At 67.4% G+C, this 16,175-nt stretch carries 14 protein-coding genes; 7 read left to right on the top strand and 7 right to left on the bottom strand.

Annotation, left to right across the window (positions count from 1 at the left end; all coding sequences use genetic code 11):
* Positions 1 to 681 (top strand): TIGR00153 family protein, encoded by a 681-nt coding sequence (locus F622_RS0106700; RefSeq protein WP_018144982.1) that lies wholly within the window; start codon positions 1 to 3, stop codon positions 679 to 681.
* A 34-nt stretch (positions 682 to 715) separates the two neighbouring features.
* Positions 716 to 1,975 carry an inorganic phosphate transporter gene (locus tag F622_RS0106695; protein ID WP_018168816.1) on the top strand — a complete coding sequence of 420 codons (1,260 nt, stop codon included), beginning with the start codon at positions 716 to 718 and terminating at the stop codon, positions 1,973 to 1,975.
* 52 nt (positions 1,976 to 2,027) lie between these two features.
* On the opposite strand, the gene F622_RS0106690 is transcribed toward F622_RS0106695, so the two are convergent.
* A complete protein-coding gene (locus F622_RS0106690) occupies positions 2,028 to 3,536 on the bottom strand; it encodes a YdiU family protein (RefSeq protein WP_019571551.1) in 1,509 nt (502 codons plus the stop codon).
* Between the two features lie 144 nt (positions 3,537 to 3,680).
* Here F622_RS0106690 and F622_RS0106685 point away from each other — a divergent pair, with 144 nt between their 5' ends.
* Positions 3,681 to 4,184, top strand: a complete 504-nt coding sequence (locus F622_RS0106685; RefSeq protein ID WP_018649594.1) for a hypothetical protein — start codon at positions 3,681 to 3,683, stop codon at positions 4,182 to 4,184.
* Positions 4,185 to 4,248: 64 nt separating this feature from the next.
* Here F622_RS0106685 and argH read toward each other — a convergent pair whose 3' ends face one another.
* Positions 4,249 to 5,697 (bottom strand): argininosuccinate lyase, encoded by a 1,449-nt coding sequence (gene argH, locus F622_RS0106680; RefSeq protein ID WP_018937497.1) that lies wholly within the window; start codon positions 5,695 to 5,697, stop codon positions 4,249 to 4,251.
* 114 nt (positions 5,698 to 5,811) lie between these two features.
* Here argH and F622_RS0106675 point away from each other — a divergent pair, with 114 nt between their 5' ends.
* From F622_RS0106675 to F622_RS0106660, 4 genes are all read left to right on the top strand, one after another.
* Positions 5,812 to 6,843, top strand: a complete 1,032-nt coding sequence (locus tag F622_RS0106675; RefSeq protein WP_019571550.1) for a sensor histidine kinase — start codon at positions 5,812 to 5,814, stop codon at positions 6,841 to 6,843.
* Positions 6,840 to 7,562 (top strand): LytTR family DNA-binding domain-containing protein, encoded by a 723-nt coding sequence (locus tag F622_RS0106670; protein WP_019571549.1) that lies wholly within the window; start codon positions 6,840 to 6,842, stop codon positions 7,560 to 7,562. The genes F622_RS0106675 and F622_RS0106670 overlap by 4 nt, the downstream gene beginning before the upstream one ends.
* A 103-nt stretch (positions 7,563 to 7,665) precedes the next feature.
* On the top strand, positions 7,666 to 8,610 hold the full coding sequence (hemC, locus tag F622_RS0106665) for a hydroxymethylbilane synthase (RefSeq protein ID WP_077276955.1): 945 nt from the start codon (positions 7,666 to 7,668) through the stop codon (positions 8,608 to 8,610).
* 4 nt (positions 8,611 to 8,614) lie between these two features.
* Positions 8,615 to 9,445: a uroporphyrinogen-III synthase gene (locus F622_RS0106660; protein WP_018168809.1), complete on the top strand. Its 831-nt coding sequence runs from the start codon at positions 8,615 to 8,617 to the stop codon at positions 9,443 to 9,445.
* Between the two features lie 260 nt (positions 9,446 to 9,705).
* On the opposite strand, the gene F622_RS0106655 is transcribed toward F622_RS0106660, so the two are convergent.
* The 5 genes from F622_RS0106655 to F622_RS0106635 all read right to left on the bottom strand — a co-directional run bounded on the left by F622_RS0106655 (position 9,706) and on the right by F622_RS0106635 (position 16,139).
* Positions 9,706 to 10,734: a CDP-6-deoxy-delta-3,4-glucoseen reductase gene (locus F622_RS0106655; protein ID WP_018168808.1), complete on the bottom strand. Its 1,029-nt coding sequence runs from the start codon at positions 10,732 to 10,734 to the stop codon at positions 9,706 to 9,708.
* A gap of 90 nt (positions 10,735 to 10,824) precedes the next feature.
* Positions 10,825 to 11,811 (bottom strand): alpha/beta fold hydrolase, encoded by a 987-nt coding sequence (locus F622_RS0106650; RefSeq protein WP_018168807.1) that lies wholly within the window; start codon positions 11,809 to 11,811, stop codon positions 10,825 to 10,827.
* Positions 11,812 to 11,814: 3 nt separating this feature from the next.
* Positions 11,815 to 13,278, bottom strand: a complete 1,464-nt coding sequence (gene ubiD / locus F622_RS0106645) for a 4-hydroxy-3-polyprenylbenzoate decarboxylase (RefSeq protein WP_018168806.1) — start codon at positions 13,276 to 13,278, stop codon at positions 11,815 to 11,817.
* Between the two features lie 45 nt (positions 13,279 to 13,323).
* The gene (gene xth / locus F622_RS0106640) at positions 13,324 to 14,091 is read right to left on the bottom strand and encodes an exodeoxyribonuclease III (protein ID WP_018168805.1); all 768 of its coding nucleotides are present in this window, start codon (positions 14,089 to 14,091) and stop codon (positions 13,324 to 13,326) included.
* Positions 14,088 to 16,139, bottom strand: a complete 2,052-nt coding sequence (locus F622_RS0106635) for a M3 family metallopeptidase (RefSeq protein WP_018168804.1) — start codon at positions 16,137 to 16,139, stop codon at positions 14,088 to 14,090. Before F622_RS0106635 ends, xth begins: the two co-directional genes overlap by 4 nt.
* Between the last annotated feature and the right edge of the window lie 36 nt (positions 16,140 to 16,175).

The raw sequence follows: 16,175 nt of genomic DNA, 5'->3' as shown, positions 1-16,175 counted from the left end.
ATGTCCCCCAAGAACTTCGTCTTCGAGCTGTTTGGCCGTTCCCCGGTACGCCCGCTACAGGCGCACATGGAAAAGGTGCGCGCCTGCATCGCCGAGCTCCCGCCGTTCATGGAGGCCATGGCCCGCGACGACTGGGAGACCGCGCGGGTACAGCAGAAGAAGATTTCGAAGCTGGAACGCGAGGCGGACCGCCTGAAGAAGGACCTGCGCCTGCACCTGCCCAAGGGCATGATGCTGGCCATGTCGCGCCGCGACGTGCTCGACACCCTGCTGATCCAGGACCGCATCGCCAACATGGCGAAAGACATCGCCGGGCTGATGCTGGGCCGGCAGATGCAGTTCCCCGACAACATGGGCGAGCCGCTGAAGCGCTTCCTCGATCGCAGCGTGGATGCGGTCGACCAGGCCGGCCGGGCAATCAACGAGCTGGACGAACTGGTGGAGGCGGGCTTCCGCGGCCACGAGGTCGAGGTCGTCAACGGCATCCTCACTGAGCTGGACCAGATCGAGCACGAGTCCGACGAGGCCCAGCGCGAGGTGCGCGAGATCCTGTTCGCGCAGGAGGCCGAACTACCCCCGGTCAACGTGATGTTCATGTATCGCGTGATCGACTCCATCGGCGAGCTGGCCGACCTGGCCCAGCGTGTAGGCAGCCGCCTGCAGCTGATGCTCGCCAAGTAACCACCGGCACCCAGGCACAGGCACCGAGGACGGCATGGAATACAGCACCCTGTTGCTCGGCCTTGCAGTGATCTTCGGCCTGTTCATGGCCTGGGGCATCGGCGCCAACGACGTTGCCAATGCCATGGGCACCTCGGTGGGCTCACGCGCGCTGACGATTCGCCAGGCGGTGTTTGTAGCCGCGATCTTCGTGTTCTCCGGGGCCTGGCTGGCCGGCGGCGAGGTCACCCAGACCATTCGAAGCGGGATGGTCGACTCCAGCCTGATGGCCGACAACCCCGAATTGCTCGTTTACGGGATGCTGGCGGCCCTGGCAGCCGCCGGGACCTGGCTGATGGTCGCCTCCTATTTTGGCTGGCCGGTCTCCACGACCCACTCCATCATTGGCGCCATCGTCGGCTTTGCCGTGGTCGGCCTCGGCTTCGAGGTGGTTCGCTGGGAACGTGTCGGCACCATCGCGATGTCCTGGGTGGTCTCGCCGCTCGTCGGCGGGATGATCGCCTTTGCCCTGTTCCGCAGTGTGCAGATCCTGATCCTCGATACCGTCGATCCGCTGAAGAACGCCAAGCGCTGGGCGCCGCTCTATATCTTCCTCACGGCCTTTGTCACGGCACTGGTAACGATGTTCAAGGGCCTGACCCACGTCGGCCTGGACCTCACGCCCGTGCAGGCCTATGGCTTCGCGATCCTGATCAGCGCCATCGTGGTCGTGCTCGGGATGATGGCAATCCGGCGCCTGCGCTTTGACGATCCCACCGGCGTGGGCGAGGAAGGCTCCCATTTCGCCAATGTCGAGAAGGTGTTCGGCATCCAGATGGTGGTGACCGGGTGCGCGATGGCCTTTGCCCTGGGCTCCAACGACGTCGCCAATGCCGTCGGCCCGCTGGCTGCAGTCGTGGACGTGATCCAGACCGGCGATGTGAGCACCGAGACCGTCGTGCCCATGTGGGTGCTGCTGCTGGGTGGGGTCGGGATCGTGTTCGGCCTGTTCACCTACGGCCACAAGGTGATCGCGACCGTGGGCACCGGGATCACCCAGCTCACCCCCAGCCGCGGCTATGCCGCCACCGCCGCGGCGGCGGCCACCGTGGTCCTGGCCTCCGGCACCGGCCTGCCGATCTCCACTACCCATACCCTAGTGGGCGCGATCCTCGGCGTGGGCCTGGCACGCGGGATTGCCGCGATCAATCTGGGCCTGGTGCGGATGATCTTCCTGTCCTGGATCGTGACCCTGCCGGCCGGCGCGATCCTCGCGGTGGTCTACTTCTACATCCTGCGCGGCATCCTCGGATAAGTTGGCCCCGGTCTCCGGACGTTCCAGCCCGGGGTCCGGCCTGCACGCCCTCTCAGGACGAACAGCTTAGCTGGATCCCGCTCGCCCACTCCGGCGGCAGGTCCGCATAGGCCTCGTACTCCGGCTGTTCAGCGAACGGACGCGCCAGGATCTGCTGCAGACGCAGCACCTCGGATGCATCCCCTGCCTCGGCTTGCTCGATCGCGGCCTGGGCCAGATGGTTGCGCAGGATGTACTTGGGATTGACGGCATTCATCGCCGCGCGCCGCTCTTCAGGGGGCAGCCCCTCCCCCGCCAGCCGCGCCTGATAGCGCGACCACCAGGCCTGCCATGCGGCCCCATCCTCCAGTTCCGATTCCAGTTGCGCCCGGATCTCCGCCTGCTCGAGATCCGGCAGCTGGCGGAAGAAGCGGGTGTAATCCACACCCTCGGCTGCCATGCGCGCGAGCAGATCCTGGATCAATGCCTCGTCGTCCTCCTGTTCCACCTGCAGCCCGAGCTTCGCGCGCATACGCGCCAACCAGGCCTGCCGGTACTGCGGCTGGAAGCCCTGCAGCAGCGCCTTGGCGCGCTCGATCGCCGCCTCGCGAGTGGCGTCGGCGAAATGGATCACCAGGGTCTCGGCCAGGCGGATCAGGTTCCACTGCGCGATCTGCGGCTGCTGGTCGAAGGCATAGCGCCCGCCCTGGTCGGTGTGGTTGCAGATGTAGCCGGGGTCGAAGGCATCCATGAACGCGAACGGGCCGTAGTCGATGGTCAGGCCGGCCAGGCTCATGTTGTCGGTGTTCATCACGCCGTGACAGAAGCCGATGGCCTGCCAGTCGGCGACCATCTCCGCGGTGCGGGCGATCACCGCCTCCAGCATCGCGGCAACGGGATCATCGGCACCCTGGAGTTCCGGGTAGTCATGCGCCAGGGCGTAGTCGATCAGCTCCTGCAGGCGGGCGCTGTAGCCGTTGTAGTGGAAGTATTCGAAATGGCCGAAGCGCAGGAAGCTGGGCGCGGCGCGCAGCACGATGGCCGCCGGCTCGACGCGCTCGCGGTACACCGGCAGGCTGGAGCCAAACAACGCCACCGCGCGGGTAGTCGGCACGCCCAACGCGGCCATCGCCTCCGAGACCAGGTACTCGCGCACCGAGGAACGCATGACCGCACGACCGTCCGCGCCGCGCGAGAAGCGCGTCGGGCCGGCACCCTTGACCTGCAACTCCCAGGTCTCGCCCGTTGGCGTGCGAACCTCGCCCAGGAGCTTCGCGCGACCATCGCCCAGTTGCGGCACGAAGACGCCGAACTGGTGTCCCGCGTACACCGAGGCCCGCGGCTCGGCCCCCGCCAGCTCGCTACCGTGAGTGCAGGCCCCGAGCCACGGGTCGCGGCCCAGGGCCGCAGTCTCCAGGCCCAGACGCTCGCACATGGCCGGGCTGCTCGCCAGGCAGGTCGCATCCGGAAACGGGGCGGGCGCCGGGCTCTCGTGAAAGGCCTCCGGCAGCCGGGCAAAGTGGTTGATCCACTCCAGCTGGCTCTCGGATGCGGTGGCGTTGACGGGGTCGGGGACCGACATGGGGCATTCTCGGCAGGTTGCGGTGTCAGGGGTTATCATGCGCGTCGCATCGACCCGGGTTCAGGAACCCACGGCGGTCGCGCGTTCATTTTCCGGCCGGATGCCCCACGGCAAACGGCACCCTGCATTCCGGAGGCAAACCCCGTGTCCGAACAAGACAACCCCAAGCCGCAGAACCTGAAGACCAACGAACGCCTGGTCTGGCTCGGCTTCATGCTGTTTTTCGTGGTCGTGCTGGCGATCTACATCGCCCGCGGCAACGGGCTCGAACAGGATCTTTCGGAGGCCAACCGCGATCTGCTGCAGGCGCAGATGCAGCTGCAGCAATACACCCGCCACGAGATCCCGCGTCCGGTGGAACTGGGCCTGACCAATGCCCATCTCCAGGACCTGCAGCGTCGCGGCATGGTGCGCCCGAACGAGCGTCTCGCCGATGACCTGATGCAGCAGACCGGCCTGATCCCGCACGAGGCGCCGGAAGGCGACGCATACGCGTTCCGCCGCGACGGCATCCACGTCCTGAACCACCAGTGGGTCCTGGCGAACTTCGAGGGCGACTCGGCGCACGGCCAGCTACTGCTGGCCTACGAGGTCGTCCACGGCAACGTCCACTGGGAAGTGCTGGAGTCCACGCTGGACCGGATCTGAAGGCGGGCCAGGCGGCACACAGACGCGCCCCGCCCCCGGGAACCGGAGTGCGGGGTGAACTAACTCAGCGGTCGGCGCGGGCCAGCGCGGCCAGGTGCTCGCGGGCGGCCGCAGCCTGGCGGCGCACCTGTTCCGGGGCGGTCCCCCCCGTGAGGTTACGCGCGGCGGCCGAGCCCTCGGGCGTCAGCACCGTGAACACGTCCTCGCCCACCGCCGGGCTGATCGCCTGCAGGTCCGCCAGCGGCAGCTCCGCCAGGTCCACCCCGCGCTCCTGCGCAATACGCACCGCGCGCCCGACGACCTCGTGGGCATCGCGAAAGGCCACACCGCGCCCGACCAGGTAGTCGGCCAGATCGGTCGCCGTGGCGAAGCCCTTGCGGGTTGCCGCCAGGGTGTTCTCCCGCCGCACCTCAAGGTTCGGCACCATGTCGCCGAACGCGCGCAGCGAGCCCAGCAGGGTGTCGACGGTGTCGAACAGCGGTTCCTTGTCTTCCTGATTATCCTTGTTGTACGCCAGCGGCTGGCTCTTCATCAGGGTCAGCAGCGACATCAGGTGGCCGTAGACCCGGCCGGTCTTGCCCCGCACCAGTTCGGGTACGTCCGGGTTCTTCTTTTGCGGCATGATCGAGGAGCCGGTGCAGTAGCGATCCGGCAGCTCGATGAAGGCGAACTGGGCGCTGGTCCACAGCACCAGCTCCTCGGCCTGACGCGACAGGTGCATCATCAGGGTCGCGGCGGCCGCGGTGAATTCGATGGCGAAATCACGATCGGAGACGGCGTCCAGGGAGTTGCGGGTGACACTGTCGAAACCCAGCAGTTCGGCGGTGTATTCACGATCCAGCGGATACGGCGTACCAGCCAGCGCGGCTGCGCCCAGCGGCAGGATGTTCACCCGGCGCCGCGTATCACGCAGACGCTCGGCATCGCGCTCCAGCATCTCGTACCAGGCCAGCATGTGATGGCCAAAGGTGACCGGCTGGGCGGTCTGCAGATGGGTGAAGCCGGGCATCACGGTATCCGCCTCACGCTCGGCCAGGGCCACCAGGCCATCCTGATAGCCGCGGATCAGGCGCAGGACATCGTCGATGGCCGCGCGCAGCCACAGGCGGATGTCGGTCGCGATCTGGTCGTTGCGCGAACGCCCGGTATGCAGCTTCTTGCCGACGTCGCCGATGCGCTCGATCAGCCGCGCCTCGATGTTCATGTGCACGTCCTCGCGCCCGACCTGCCAGTCGAACTCGCCGGCGGCAATCTCATCGCGGATCGCGTCCAGCCCCGCGAGGATCTCCCCGGCCTCGGCCTCTGTCAGCACCCCGACCTTGGCCAGCATGCGCGCATGCGCCTGCGAGCCCTGGATGTCCTCGCGGTACAGACGCCGGTCGAAATCCACCGACGCGGTGAAGCGCTCGACGAAGGCATCGGTCGGCTCGGAAAAGCGCCCGCCCCACAGCTTGGCCTCACCGGAGGCGGCAGGCGTGGCGGCTGGCTTGTCGTGCGGGGAATCCTGCGTCATGGTGCATCCTGAAGCGGGTGGGGAAAGACACGGAAGTATACGGGCACAGCCGGGGAGTGAACATGGCGCGGTCCTGCGCCCGTTTGTGCACGGCAACAGGGGAGAGTGTTACGCATGGCCCAGGGGGAAACCACCAGGGACACCACCGGGGAGCTCTCGCCGCTGCCCGATTTCTGCAGTGCGGAGACGTTGCTGCGCGTGCTCATGGTGGCCGTGCTGCTGGCACTGGCCGTAGCCCTGTTGCGCGGCGGCGGCCAGGACTGGCTGTCGGCCCTGGCGCTGCACGCGCTGTTCATCTTCTGGGTGGCGCTGACCAGCCTGTTGATCCTGTGCGGGCTCAAGAGATCGCTGCACCGACTGCCGCTGACCGCGCAGATCGTGCTGCCGCCCCTGGTTCCCATCGCCAACACCGCCATCGTCTATCGCCTCGCGGAGGAACTGGTGCTGGCCGACCCGGCGCTGCGCTGGCCGGTGATCGGCGTCGCCACCATCCTCAGCCTGATGGCCATGCACTACCTGTACCTGCAGGCGGCCTGGCAACGCGAAACCCGGGCCGTGGCAGCGGCCCGGGAACAGGCCATGCGCGCCCGCCTGCGCCCGCATTTTCTCTACAACAGCATGAACACCATCGCCGGGCTGTGTCGCAGTGATCCTGCGCGTGCGGAACAGGTCACCCTGGATCTGGCGGATCTGTTCCGTGCGACCTTCGCCACCGGGGATCGCCACTCGCTGCGCGAGGAGCTGGACCTGGTCCGCGCGTTCCTCGAGATCGAACAGACCCGTTTCGGCGAACGCCTGGTACTCGACTGGGACTGCCCCGACCATCCGGGCCTGGATCTCGATGTGCCCACGCTGATCCTGCAACCGCTGGCGGAGAACGCGATCCAGCACGGGATCGCACCCGCACGCGGCGCAGGGCGCATATGGGTGCGCTGCCGCATGGATTCCGGACGGGTCACGGTGACCATCGGCAACACCGTGGATCCACACGCACGCGGCGAGGGGACCGGCACCGCCACCGATGCGGTACGCCTGCGGCTGCAGCACGCCTTCGGCGGGCAGGTACACTTCGAGGCCGAGTCCGAGGTCGAGCGGTTCGAGGTCCGGATCCGTTTGCCGCTCGCGAACCGGGGGGAAACCACATGAACACCGCTCGACTGGAGTTATTGATTGCCGACGACGAGCCGATTGCCCGTCAACGGCTGACCGCGCTCGCGCAGGAGTTGGGGCATCGGGTGGTGGCGCAAGCTGCGCATGCCGGCGAGGTCGAGATGCAATTGCAGGACCACGCGCCGGATGCCCTGCTGCTGGATATCGACATGCCCGGGGAAACCGGGCTGGAACTCGCGCGGCGTCTGCATGCAGAAGATCCCGCGCTGACGGTGATCCTGGTCACCGCCCACGACCGCTTTCCGCTGGAGGCATTCGAGGCCGGGGTGCGCGACTACGTGCTGAAGCCGGTGCGCCGCGAACGGCTGGAACAGGCGTTGCAGCGTGCGGTGCAGCAAAAACAGGACCGGCCCGAGACCTTCCCGAACGAGGTCCACATCACCGTCGGCCGGCGCGAGGAACGCGTACCGCTGGAACAGGTGGACATCTTCATCGCGGAGGGCGGTTACGTCATGGCGCGCTCGGCACGCCTGGCCGGCTTCGTCGACGCCCGCCTGCGCGAACTGGAGGGCCTGTACGGCCCCGCCCTGTTGCGGGTGCACCGCGGCTGCCTGGCGGTGAAGGCCTCGGTCAAGGGCGTCGAAAGCCTCGGCCAGACCGACCACCGCCTGCTGTTCCACGACGGCCTGGACCCCATCCCCATCAGCCGCCGCCAGCTGCCACGAGTGCGTGATTACCTGCGCAACGGGACCTGAGAGGGCCGCACACCCCTGCGGGATTCGGGGCGCGAAGCATTCGCCGTTATACTAGGCCGTTTGAACGCCCGGCCGCTCGCGCCGTGGCTCGCCCGGACAATCCATGAAGCCTGTACGCATCGCCACCCGAAAGAGCCCGCTTGCCATGTGGCAGGCCGAACACGTCGCCGCCCGTCTGCGCGCCCGTGAGCCGGAGCGCCCGGTTGAACTGGTGGGCATGACCACCCAGGGCGACCGTGTCCTGGACTCCCCGCTGGCGCGGATCGGCGGCAAGGGCCTGTTCGTGAAGGAGCTGGAGATCGCGCTGCTGGAGGACCGCGCCGACATCGCGGTGCACTCGGTGAAGGACGTGCCGATGGAGCTGCCCGAGCAGCTCGAACTGCCGGTGATCCTCGACCGCGAGGATCCACTGGACGCGTTCGTGTCCAACCAATACGCACATGTCGACGAACTGCCGCAGGGGGCCCGGGTTGGCTCCTCCAGCCTGCGCCGGCAGTGCCAGCTGCGCGCGCGGCGACCGGACCTGGAGGTCCGTGACCTGCGCGGCAACGTGAATACCCGCCTGGGCAAGCTGGATGCCGGCGAATACGACGCCATCCTGCTCGCTGCAGCCGGGCTCAAACGCCTCGGGTTCCATGAGCGGATTCGCAGCTGCCTGGAGCCGGACGTCAGCCTGCCGGCGGTTGGTCAGGGTGCCATCGCCATCGAGTGTCGCGCCGGCGATACCGCCATCGGCGCGCTGATCGCACCATTGAACGATACGGATACCGCCGACCGCGTGCGCGCCGAGCGGGCCTTCAACCGTCGCCTGGAAGGCGGCTGCCAGGTCCCACTGGCAGCCCATGCGACCCTGGTCGGGGATCAGCTGCACCTGGACGGCCTGGTCGGCGCAGTGGATGGCAGTCGCCTGTTGCGCCGCCAGGTCGAGGGGCCGCGCAGCGACGCCCAGGCCCTGGGGATCCGCCTGGCGGACATGCTGCTGGAACTCGGGGCAGGCGAACTGCTCGCGGCCGCACATCGGGAACACGGCCAGGACACGAAGGGGTAGACGCATGACCGCATCCGCAGACGACAACACGGTGGTCGACGAGGCCCAAGGCCCGCTCGCCGGCCTTGGCATCCTGGTCACCCGGCCGGCCGCCCAGGCGGAGCCGTTCTGTACCGCCTTGACGGCCGAGGGCGCGAGCGTGATCCGCTTTCCCGTGCTGGAGATCCTGGCCCCCAGTGATCCCACCAACCTGCGCGAGGTCCTGGACCGGCTGGCGGACTTCGATATCGCCGTGTTCATCAGCCCGAACGCCGTCCAGCGCGTGCTCAATCTGGCCCTGGCGGAACATTCATGGCCCACCACCACAAAGATCGCGGCGATCGGCAACCGCACGGCGCAGGAACTGAAGGGCTTCGGGCGCCCGGCGGACATCCTGCCGCCGCGACGCTTCGACAGCGAGGCCCTGCTGGCGCAGGAGGCGATGCAGGACGTGGCCGGCAAGCGCGTGGTGATCTTCCGCGGCGATGGCGGCCGCGAATTGCTGGGCGACACCCTGAAGGCCCGCGGCGCCGAGGTGACCTTTGCCGAGGCCTACCGCCGCGGGCGCCCCGAGGGCGATACCGGCGAGCTGATGTACGCCTTCTCGCGCGGGCAGATCGGCGTGATCACCATCACCAGTGGCGAGGGGCTGCGCAACTTGTACGAGATGGTCGGCAAGCTGGGGCGCATGTGGCTGCGCAAGACCCCGCTGGTGGTCGGCAGCGAACGCATCGCGGAGATCGCGCAGGAGCTGGGCTTCAAGGCCGCCGTCGAGACCGCCGAGGACCCGACCGACGCCGCCATGCTGGCCGCCGTCCACCGCCTGGCGAATCAGCTACGCGCGGATCGCGCCTAGTCATCGACCACGAAGCGCACGAAGGCTCGAAGAAATTCCAGGGCGACTGAACCCACGGAGGACACAGAGTCCACAGAGGAACGCAAAGACCCTCCAGGGCCACGACGAACGGCTATTGATTAGGCGGGGCTGGCCGATGGTCTGAGCCGCCGCGTCCAGAACCTAAGTACCGCCCTGCGCTTTTCTCCGTGTCCTCTGTGGTGCAATCCGCCCTACTTCGTGCGCTTCGCGGTGAACAAACAACGCGGGCGCCGGCGCTGTTACTCGGCCGGGGTGGCCGGTTCGAAGCTGTCGTAGTACAGCTGCTCCGGCGGCAGACCGGCCGCCTGGAAGGCCTCGCGCGCGGCGTGGATCATCGCCGGTGGCCCGGCCATGTAGACATCAAAGCCGGACAGGTCCGGGTACTCCGACAGCACCGCATCGTGAGGCCAGCCGCTGACGGCCGCAAAGCCGGCGGCGGTCTCGGCCGGCGTATCCGACAGCACCGGCGTGAAACGGAACTGTCCGGCGTGCTCGGCGGTCATCTGCTGCAGCCAGTCCGGGGCATAGATGCCATCGGCGCCGCGGGCGCCCCAGAACAGGTGGTGCGGTCGATCCAGTCCCTCGGCGGCCAGATGGTCCAGCATGCCTTTCAACGGACCAAAACCGGTGCCCCCTCCAACGAACAGGCGCGGGCGCGGGGATTCCTCGTCGACGAAAAAGCTGCCCAGCGGCCCCTCGATACGCAGCAGCGCCTTGGGCTTGAGCTCCTCGAACACCATGGTGGAGAAACGCCCGCCCGGCATGTGCCGGACATGCAGGGACAGCTGGGCATCGTCGTGCGGGGCGTTGGCCAGGGAGTAGCTGCGGCGCTCACCCCCCTTGAGCAGGATGTCCAGATACTGCCCGGCGAGAAACTGGAGGCGCTCGGCGGCCGGGAGCTGCAGACGCAGCTCCATCACGTCGTCGGCCAGGCGGTTCAGGGCCGCCACGCGACACGGCAGGGTCTTGACCACGATGTCCCTGGCCGCGCCGATCTCTTTCACCTCGATCTCGAGGTCGTCCACCGGGACCGCCTGGCAGAACAAGGCCATGCCGTCGGCCAGTTCCGCCTCGCTGATGCCCGGTGGCTTGTTCGGCCCGTGATCGACCTCGCCCTGCAGCACCCGCCCCTTGCAGGAGCCACAGGCGCCATTGCGGCAGCCGTAGGGAAAGGCGAAGCCCTGGCGCAGGCCGGCTTCGAGGACGGTCTCGTCGTCTTCGACCTCGAATACATGGCCACTGGGCTGAATGGTGACATCGAACGCCATCGGAAACCCTCGGTCGCGGAAAGGCCGTTATTCTCGCCGCTGCCGCCCCGAACGCAAGCAACCGCAGTCCGACCGGGTCGGCGGCCTCGGCTACGGGTCGTGGCGGGGGTTGGGAGCCAATACCGCAGGCGAGCCCGCCGGATCGGTCGTAACCCGCTGCATCCAGTCGACTAGGCGGGTGGCCGTGGTCTGCCAGTCGGGGGCGTGCAGAATGAGATGCGGCCAGTCGGCGTCGGTCCAGACCTCGGCCTGGCCCTGTGGATGGGCACGGGCGGCCATGTAGACCGACTCGCGCTGGATCGTCCCGTCCTGCTCGCCCCACAGGTACACCACCGGGGCTGTGACGTGGCCGATATGATCCGTGGCGTACTGGGCCAGCCAGACCACGCCGGCATAGGTATCCATGCGCACGCGGCGAATGATGCGCGGATCCGTGGAGAAGCGTTCGACCGCGGCGGGCGCGAGGCTGTCGGAGTAGTCGGGGTCGATGGTCAGCGTGAGCCCGCCGGCGAGGACCTCGCTGGTACGCACGGCGGCATCCCAGAAACCCCGAGCGGGGATCCCGCCACGCAGGCCCGGGGCAATGGCCATAACCCCGGCGACCTCCAGTTCCGGATGAGTGGCGAGGCTCGCTAGCGCGGCGGATCCGCCCATACTCTCGCCCAGCAGGAAAACCGGCCGCCCGGGGTACTCCGCTTGCACCGCGCGGACCATTGTAGCCACGTCGCTGATCAGGGGTTCGGCACCCGGCCAGCGGCCGTGCGGCTCGCTCGTGCCATGGCCGCGCTGATCCAGCGCCTGGACACTGTAGCCGCGATCGGCCAGCCAGGGGCCCAGGGCTTCATAGGCACCGGCGTGATCGCGGAAGCTGTGCAGGGCGATCACCACGGCGACGGGTTCTGCGGCCGACCAGCGGCGGACGCGATCGGGGGCAATCGCTGCGTGCGCAGGGGCTTCCTTCACTGGGGTCCCCGCCGCGCGCACGGTTTCACGCTCCGGGGCGGCCGCACAGGCGGTCAAGGCCAGCAGCAGTACAGCCAGGAGCCCGACCGCGCCCGGGATTCGGCGGCGCGTCACGCCTCATATCCCCAGTTCATCCCAGATCTCGTCCACGCGGCGCTTGACCGCCTCGTCCATGGCGATCGGCCGGCCCCACTCGCGATCGGTCTCGCCCGGCCATTTGGAGGTCGCGTCCATGCCCATCTTCGAGCCCAGTCCGGAGACTGGGGAAGCGAAATCGAGATAGTCGATGGGGGTGTTTTCCACCAGGGTGGTGTCGCGGGCCGGGTCCATGCGGGTGGTGATGGCCCAGATCACGTCTTTCCAGTCGCGGGTATCCACGTCGTCGTCGACCACGATCACGAACTTGGTATACATGAACTGACGCAGGAAGGACCACACCCCCATCATCACGCGCTTGGCGTGCCCCGGATACTGCTTGCGCATGGAGACGACGGCCAGACGGTAGGAACAACCCTCGGGCGGCAGGTAGAAGTCCACGATCTCCGGGAACTGCTTCTGCAGGATGGGAATGAACACCTCGTTCAGGGCCACCCCGAGCACGGCGGGCTCGTCCGGCGGGCGCCCGGTGTAGGTGGAATGGTAGATCGGCTGATCGCGATGGGTGATGCGGTCGATGGTGAAGACCGGGAAGTCGTCCACCTCGTTGTAGTAACCCGTGTGGTCCCCGAACGGGCCTTCCGGCGCAGTATCCCCCGGGTGGATGTGCCCCTCGAGCACGAACTCGGCGGAGGCCGGGACCTCCAGGTCGGAACCGATGCAGCGGGTGACCTCGGTTCGACTGCCACGCAGCAGCCCGGCGAAGGCATATTCGGACAGGGTGTCCGGCACCGGGGTCACTGCGCCGAGGATGGTGGCCGGATCGGCACCCAGGGCGACCGCGATGGGAAACGGCTCGCCGGGGTGGGCCTGGCACCAGTCGCGAAAATCGAGGGCCCCGCCGCGATGGGACAGCCAGCGCATGATCACGCGATTGCGCCCAATCACCTGCTGGCGATAGATCCCGAGGTTCTGACGCGACTTCTCCGGGCCACGGGTGACCACCAGGCCCCAGGTAATCAGGGGGCCGGCGTCTTCCGGCCAGCAGGTCTGGACCGGGAGTTGGTCGAGATCAACCGCATCGCCTTCTATTACATGGCGCTGACAGGGCGCCCCGCGGATCTTCTTGGGCGCCATGTCCAGCACCTTGCGAAAGATCGGCAGCTGTTCCCAGGCCGCCTTGAGCCCCTTGGGCGGATCCGGCTGCTTCAGGAAGGCAAGCAGGCGCCCGACCTCGCGCAGGGCTTCGACAGAGTCCTCGCCCATGCCCATGGCCACCCGCTCCGGAGTACCAAACAGGTTGGCGAGCACCGGGATGTCGGAGCCGGTAGGGTTTTCGAACAACAGGGCCGGGCCGCCGGCGCGCAGGACGCGGTCGGCGATCTCGGTCATCTCCAGGTTCGGGTCCACCTCGCGGGTGATGCGGCGCAGCTCGCCGCGCTGTTCGAGGCCATCAATGAAATCGCGCAGATCCTTGTACTTCACGGGGTCTCCCTCGGGAATGGCCGGTTGGTGCGACCCGGGCCAGGGTTAGGCGGAGAATTCCGCCCAGACCGGGGCATGGTCGGACGGACGCTCCCAGGCACGCGGTTCGCGGTCGATGCCCGCGGCCTGCAGACGGGCCTGCAAGGGAGCGCTGGCGAGGACCAGGTCGATGCGCAGACCCCGATTGCGACGGAAGGACGCAGCTCGATAATCGAACCAGGAATACTCCTCCGCGGGCTGCTCGAAGGCGCGGAAGGTATCCGTGAGGCCGAGATCGGTAAGCGCGGCCAGGGCCTCGCGTTCCGGCGTGGAGCAAAGGATGCGCTCGTGCCAGGCCTCGGGGTCGTGCACGTCGCGATCATCCGGGGCGATGTTGAAGTCACCGAGGACCACGAGATTCGGGTGCTGCGCAATCTCGTCGGCCAGCCAGGCGTGCAGCCGCGCCAGCCAGTCCAGCTTGTAGGCGTATTTCTCGGTACCGACGTTCTCGCCGTTCACTACATACAGGTTGACCACGCGAACCTCGCCGATGGTGGCGGCGAGGATACGGCGCTGGGCGTCCTCGAGCCCGGCCGGGTCGGTGACCACGTCGGTGGCCTCGGTGCGGGAGATGATGGCCACGCCGTTGTAGGTCTTCTGCCCGGAGAACACGACCTGATAGCCCGCATCACGGATGGCCGCGGCCGGAAAGTTCTCGTCGGTCAGCTTGGTCTCCTGCAGGGCCAGGACGTCGGTCCGCGAGCTCCCCAGCCAATCGAGGACCTGCGGCAGACGCACCTTGAGCGAATTGACGTTCCAGCTGGCGATCTTCACGCGGCTTTCTCCTCCAGGCCGCTATGACGCAACAGGGCGTCGATCTGCGGATCGCGCCCGCGGAAGGCACGGAAGGAATCCGCGGCCGGGCGCGAGGCTCCGGCCTCGAGAATCTCGCGCAGGTAGGCCGCCCCCACTTCGGACGAAAACAGACCTTCCTCTTCGAAGCGCCCGAATGCGTCAGCCGACAGGACCTCGGCCCACTTGTAGCTGTAGTACCCCGCGGCATAGCCGCCAGCGAAGATGTGGCCGAAGCCGTGGGCGAAGCGATTGAACGCCGGCGGATGGACCACCGCGATCTCCTGACGCACGGTCTCCAGGAGCCGCTGGATGTCCGCGGCCTGCGCAGGGGCGGGCCCGGCATGCAAGCGCATGTCGAAGAGGGAGAACTCGACCTGGCGCAATAGCTGTAACGCCGCGTGGAAATGGCGCGTCCCCTGCAGGCGCTGGAACAGGTCCTCGGGCATCGCCTCGCCGGTCTCGTGGTGGCGCGCGAACAGATCCAGCGCCTCGCGTTCCCAGCACCAGTTCTCCATGAACTGGCTGGGCAGTTCGACCGCATCCCATTCCACGCCGTTGATGCCGGCGATGTCGGGTTCGTCCACCCGGGTCAGCATGTGATGCAGGCCGTGACCGAACTCATGGAACAGCGTAATCACTTCGTCATGAGTGAAAAGGGCCGCCTTGCCGTCCACCGGCGGGGTGGAGTTGCAGGTCATGTAGGCGACCGGCAGCTGGGCGCGGTCCTCGGAGATGAAACGGTTGCGGCAGACATCCATCCAGGCGCCGCCGCGCTTGTTCTTGCGGGCGTAGAGATCGAAGTAAAAGCCAGCGCGTTCGGTGCCATTCGCGTCAAAGATGCGATAAAACCGGACGTCGTCGTGCCAGGTCTCGATGCTGTCGTCGGGCTCGAAGCGGACCTGGAACAGACGCTGGACCAGGCCGAACAAGCCGCTGACCGCGCGGTCAGCGGGGAAGTAGGGCTTCAACATCTCCTGGCTGAGACCCAGGCGCCGCTCGCGCATCTTCTCGGCCGCGAAGGCCATGTCCCAGGCCTCCAGGGTTCCGAGGTCGAGCTCGTCGCGGGCAAAGGCGCGCAACTCGTCCAGGTCGCGCTGGGCCTGGGGGCGCGCGCGGTGCGCCAGATCCTGGAGGAAGCCTTCGACCTGCTCGGCGCTATCGGCCATCTTGGTCGCGAGCGAGCGCTCGGCGTAGTGGCGAAAGCCCGTTAGATGCGCCTTCTCCTCCCGCAACTGGAGGATCTCGACCATGATCTCGCTGTTGTCGTGATTGCCGGCGCCGGGCCCGAGGTCAGACGCACGCGTCGTGAAGGCCTCGTAGACACGGTAACGCAGGTCGCGATCCTCGGCGTGGGTCATGACTGCGAGGTAACTGGGGATATCCAGGGTCACGACAAAGCCCGTCTGGTCGTGATCGCGAGCGTTCTGCGCGAGCATGGCCCGATCGGACTCGGAGATGCCGGCGAGCGCGGCCGCATCATCGGTCTGCCAGGTCCAGGCCTGAGTGGCGTCCAGCACGTTCTCTTCGAAACGTGCAGTCAGCTCCGAAAGGCGGGCGTTGATGGCGCGCAGGCGTTCGCGCTCGGCCTCGGGGAGATCGACGCCGCTCAGATGGAAATCACGCAGCATGTCATCCAGCACCTTGCGCCGCTGGGGCGAAAGCTGCGCGTACTCTTCACTGTCTGCCAGGCGACGGACCGCCCGGTACAGGCCCTGATGCTGCGAGACCCAACTGCCGTAATCCGACAACAGGGGAAGGCTGGCGTTGTATGCCTCGCGAATCTCGGGACCGTTCATGACCGCATTGAGGTGACCCACCGGAGACCAGACGGCATCCAGGCGCGTGTCCAGCGCCTGCAACGGCTGGATCAGCGTAGCCCAGGTTGGTTGATCCCCGGCGGCCGCGACCAGCCGATCAATCTCCGCGCGATTCTCCACCAGGACGGTTTCCACCGCGGGCAGGACATGTTGGGGCTCGATGGCACGAAAGGCGGGCAGCCGGTCGGTCTGCAGCAAGGGGTTGGACACGGTATCTCCAGGGGTCGGGCCAGCAGTGGATTATGC

Source organism: Thioalkalivibrio sp. ALMg3, from assembly GCF_000381225.1.
Lineage (GTDB): Bacteria > Pseudomonadota > Gammaproteobacteria > Ectothiorhodospirales > Ectothiorhodospiraceae > Thioalkalivibrio > Thioalkalivibrio versutus.
The sequence above is the reverse complement of the archived record's forward strand: the minus strand, read 5'-3'. Positions and strand labels throughout refer to the sequence as shown.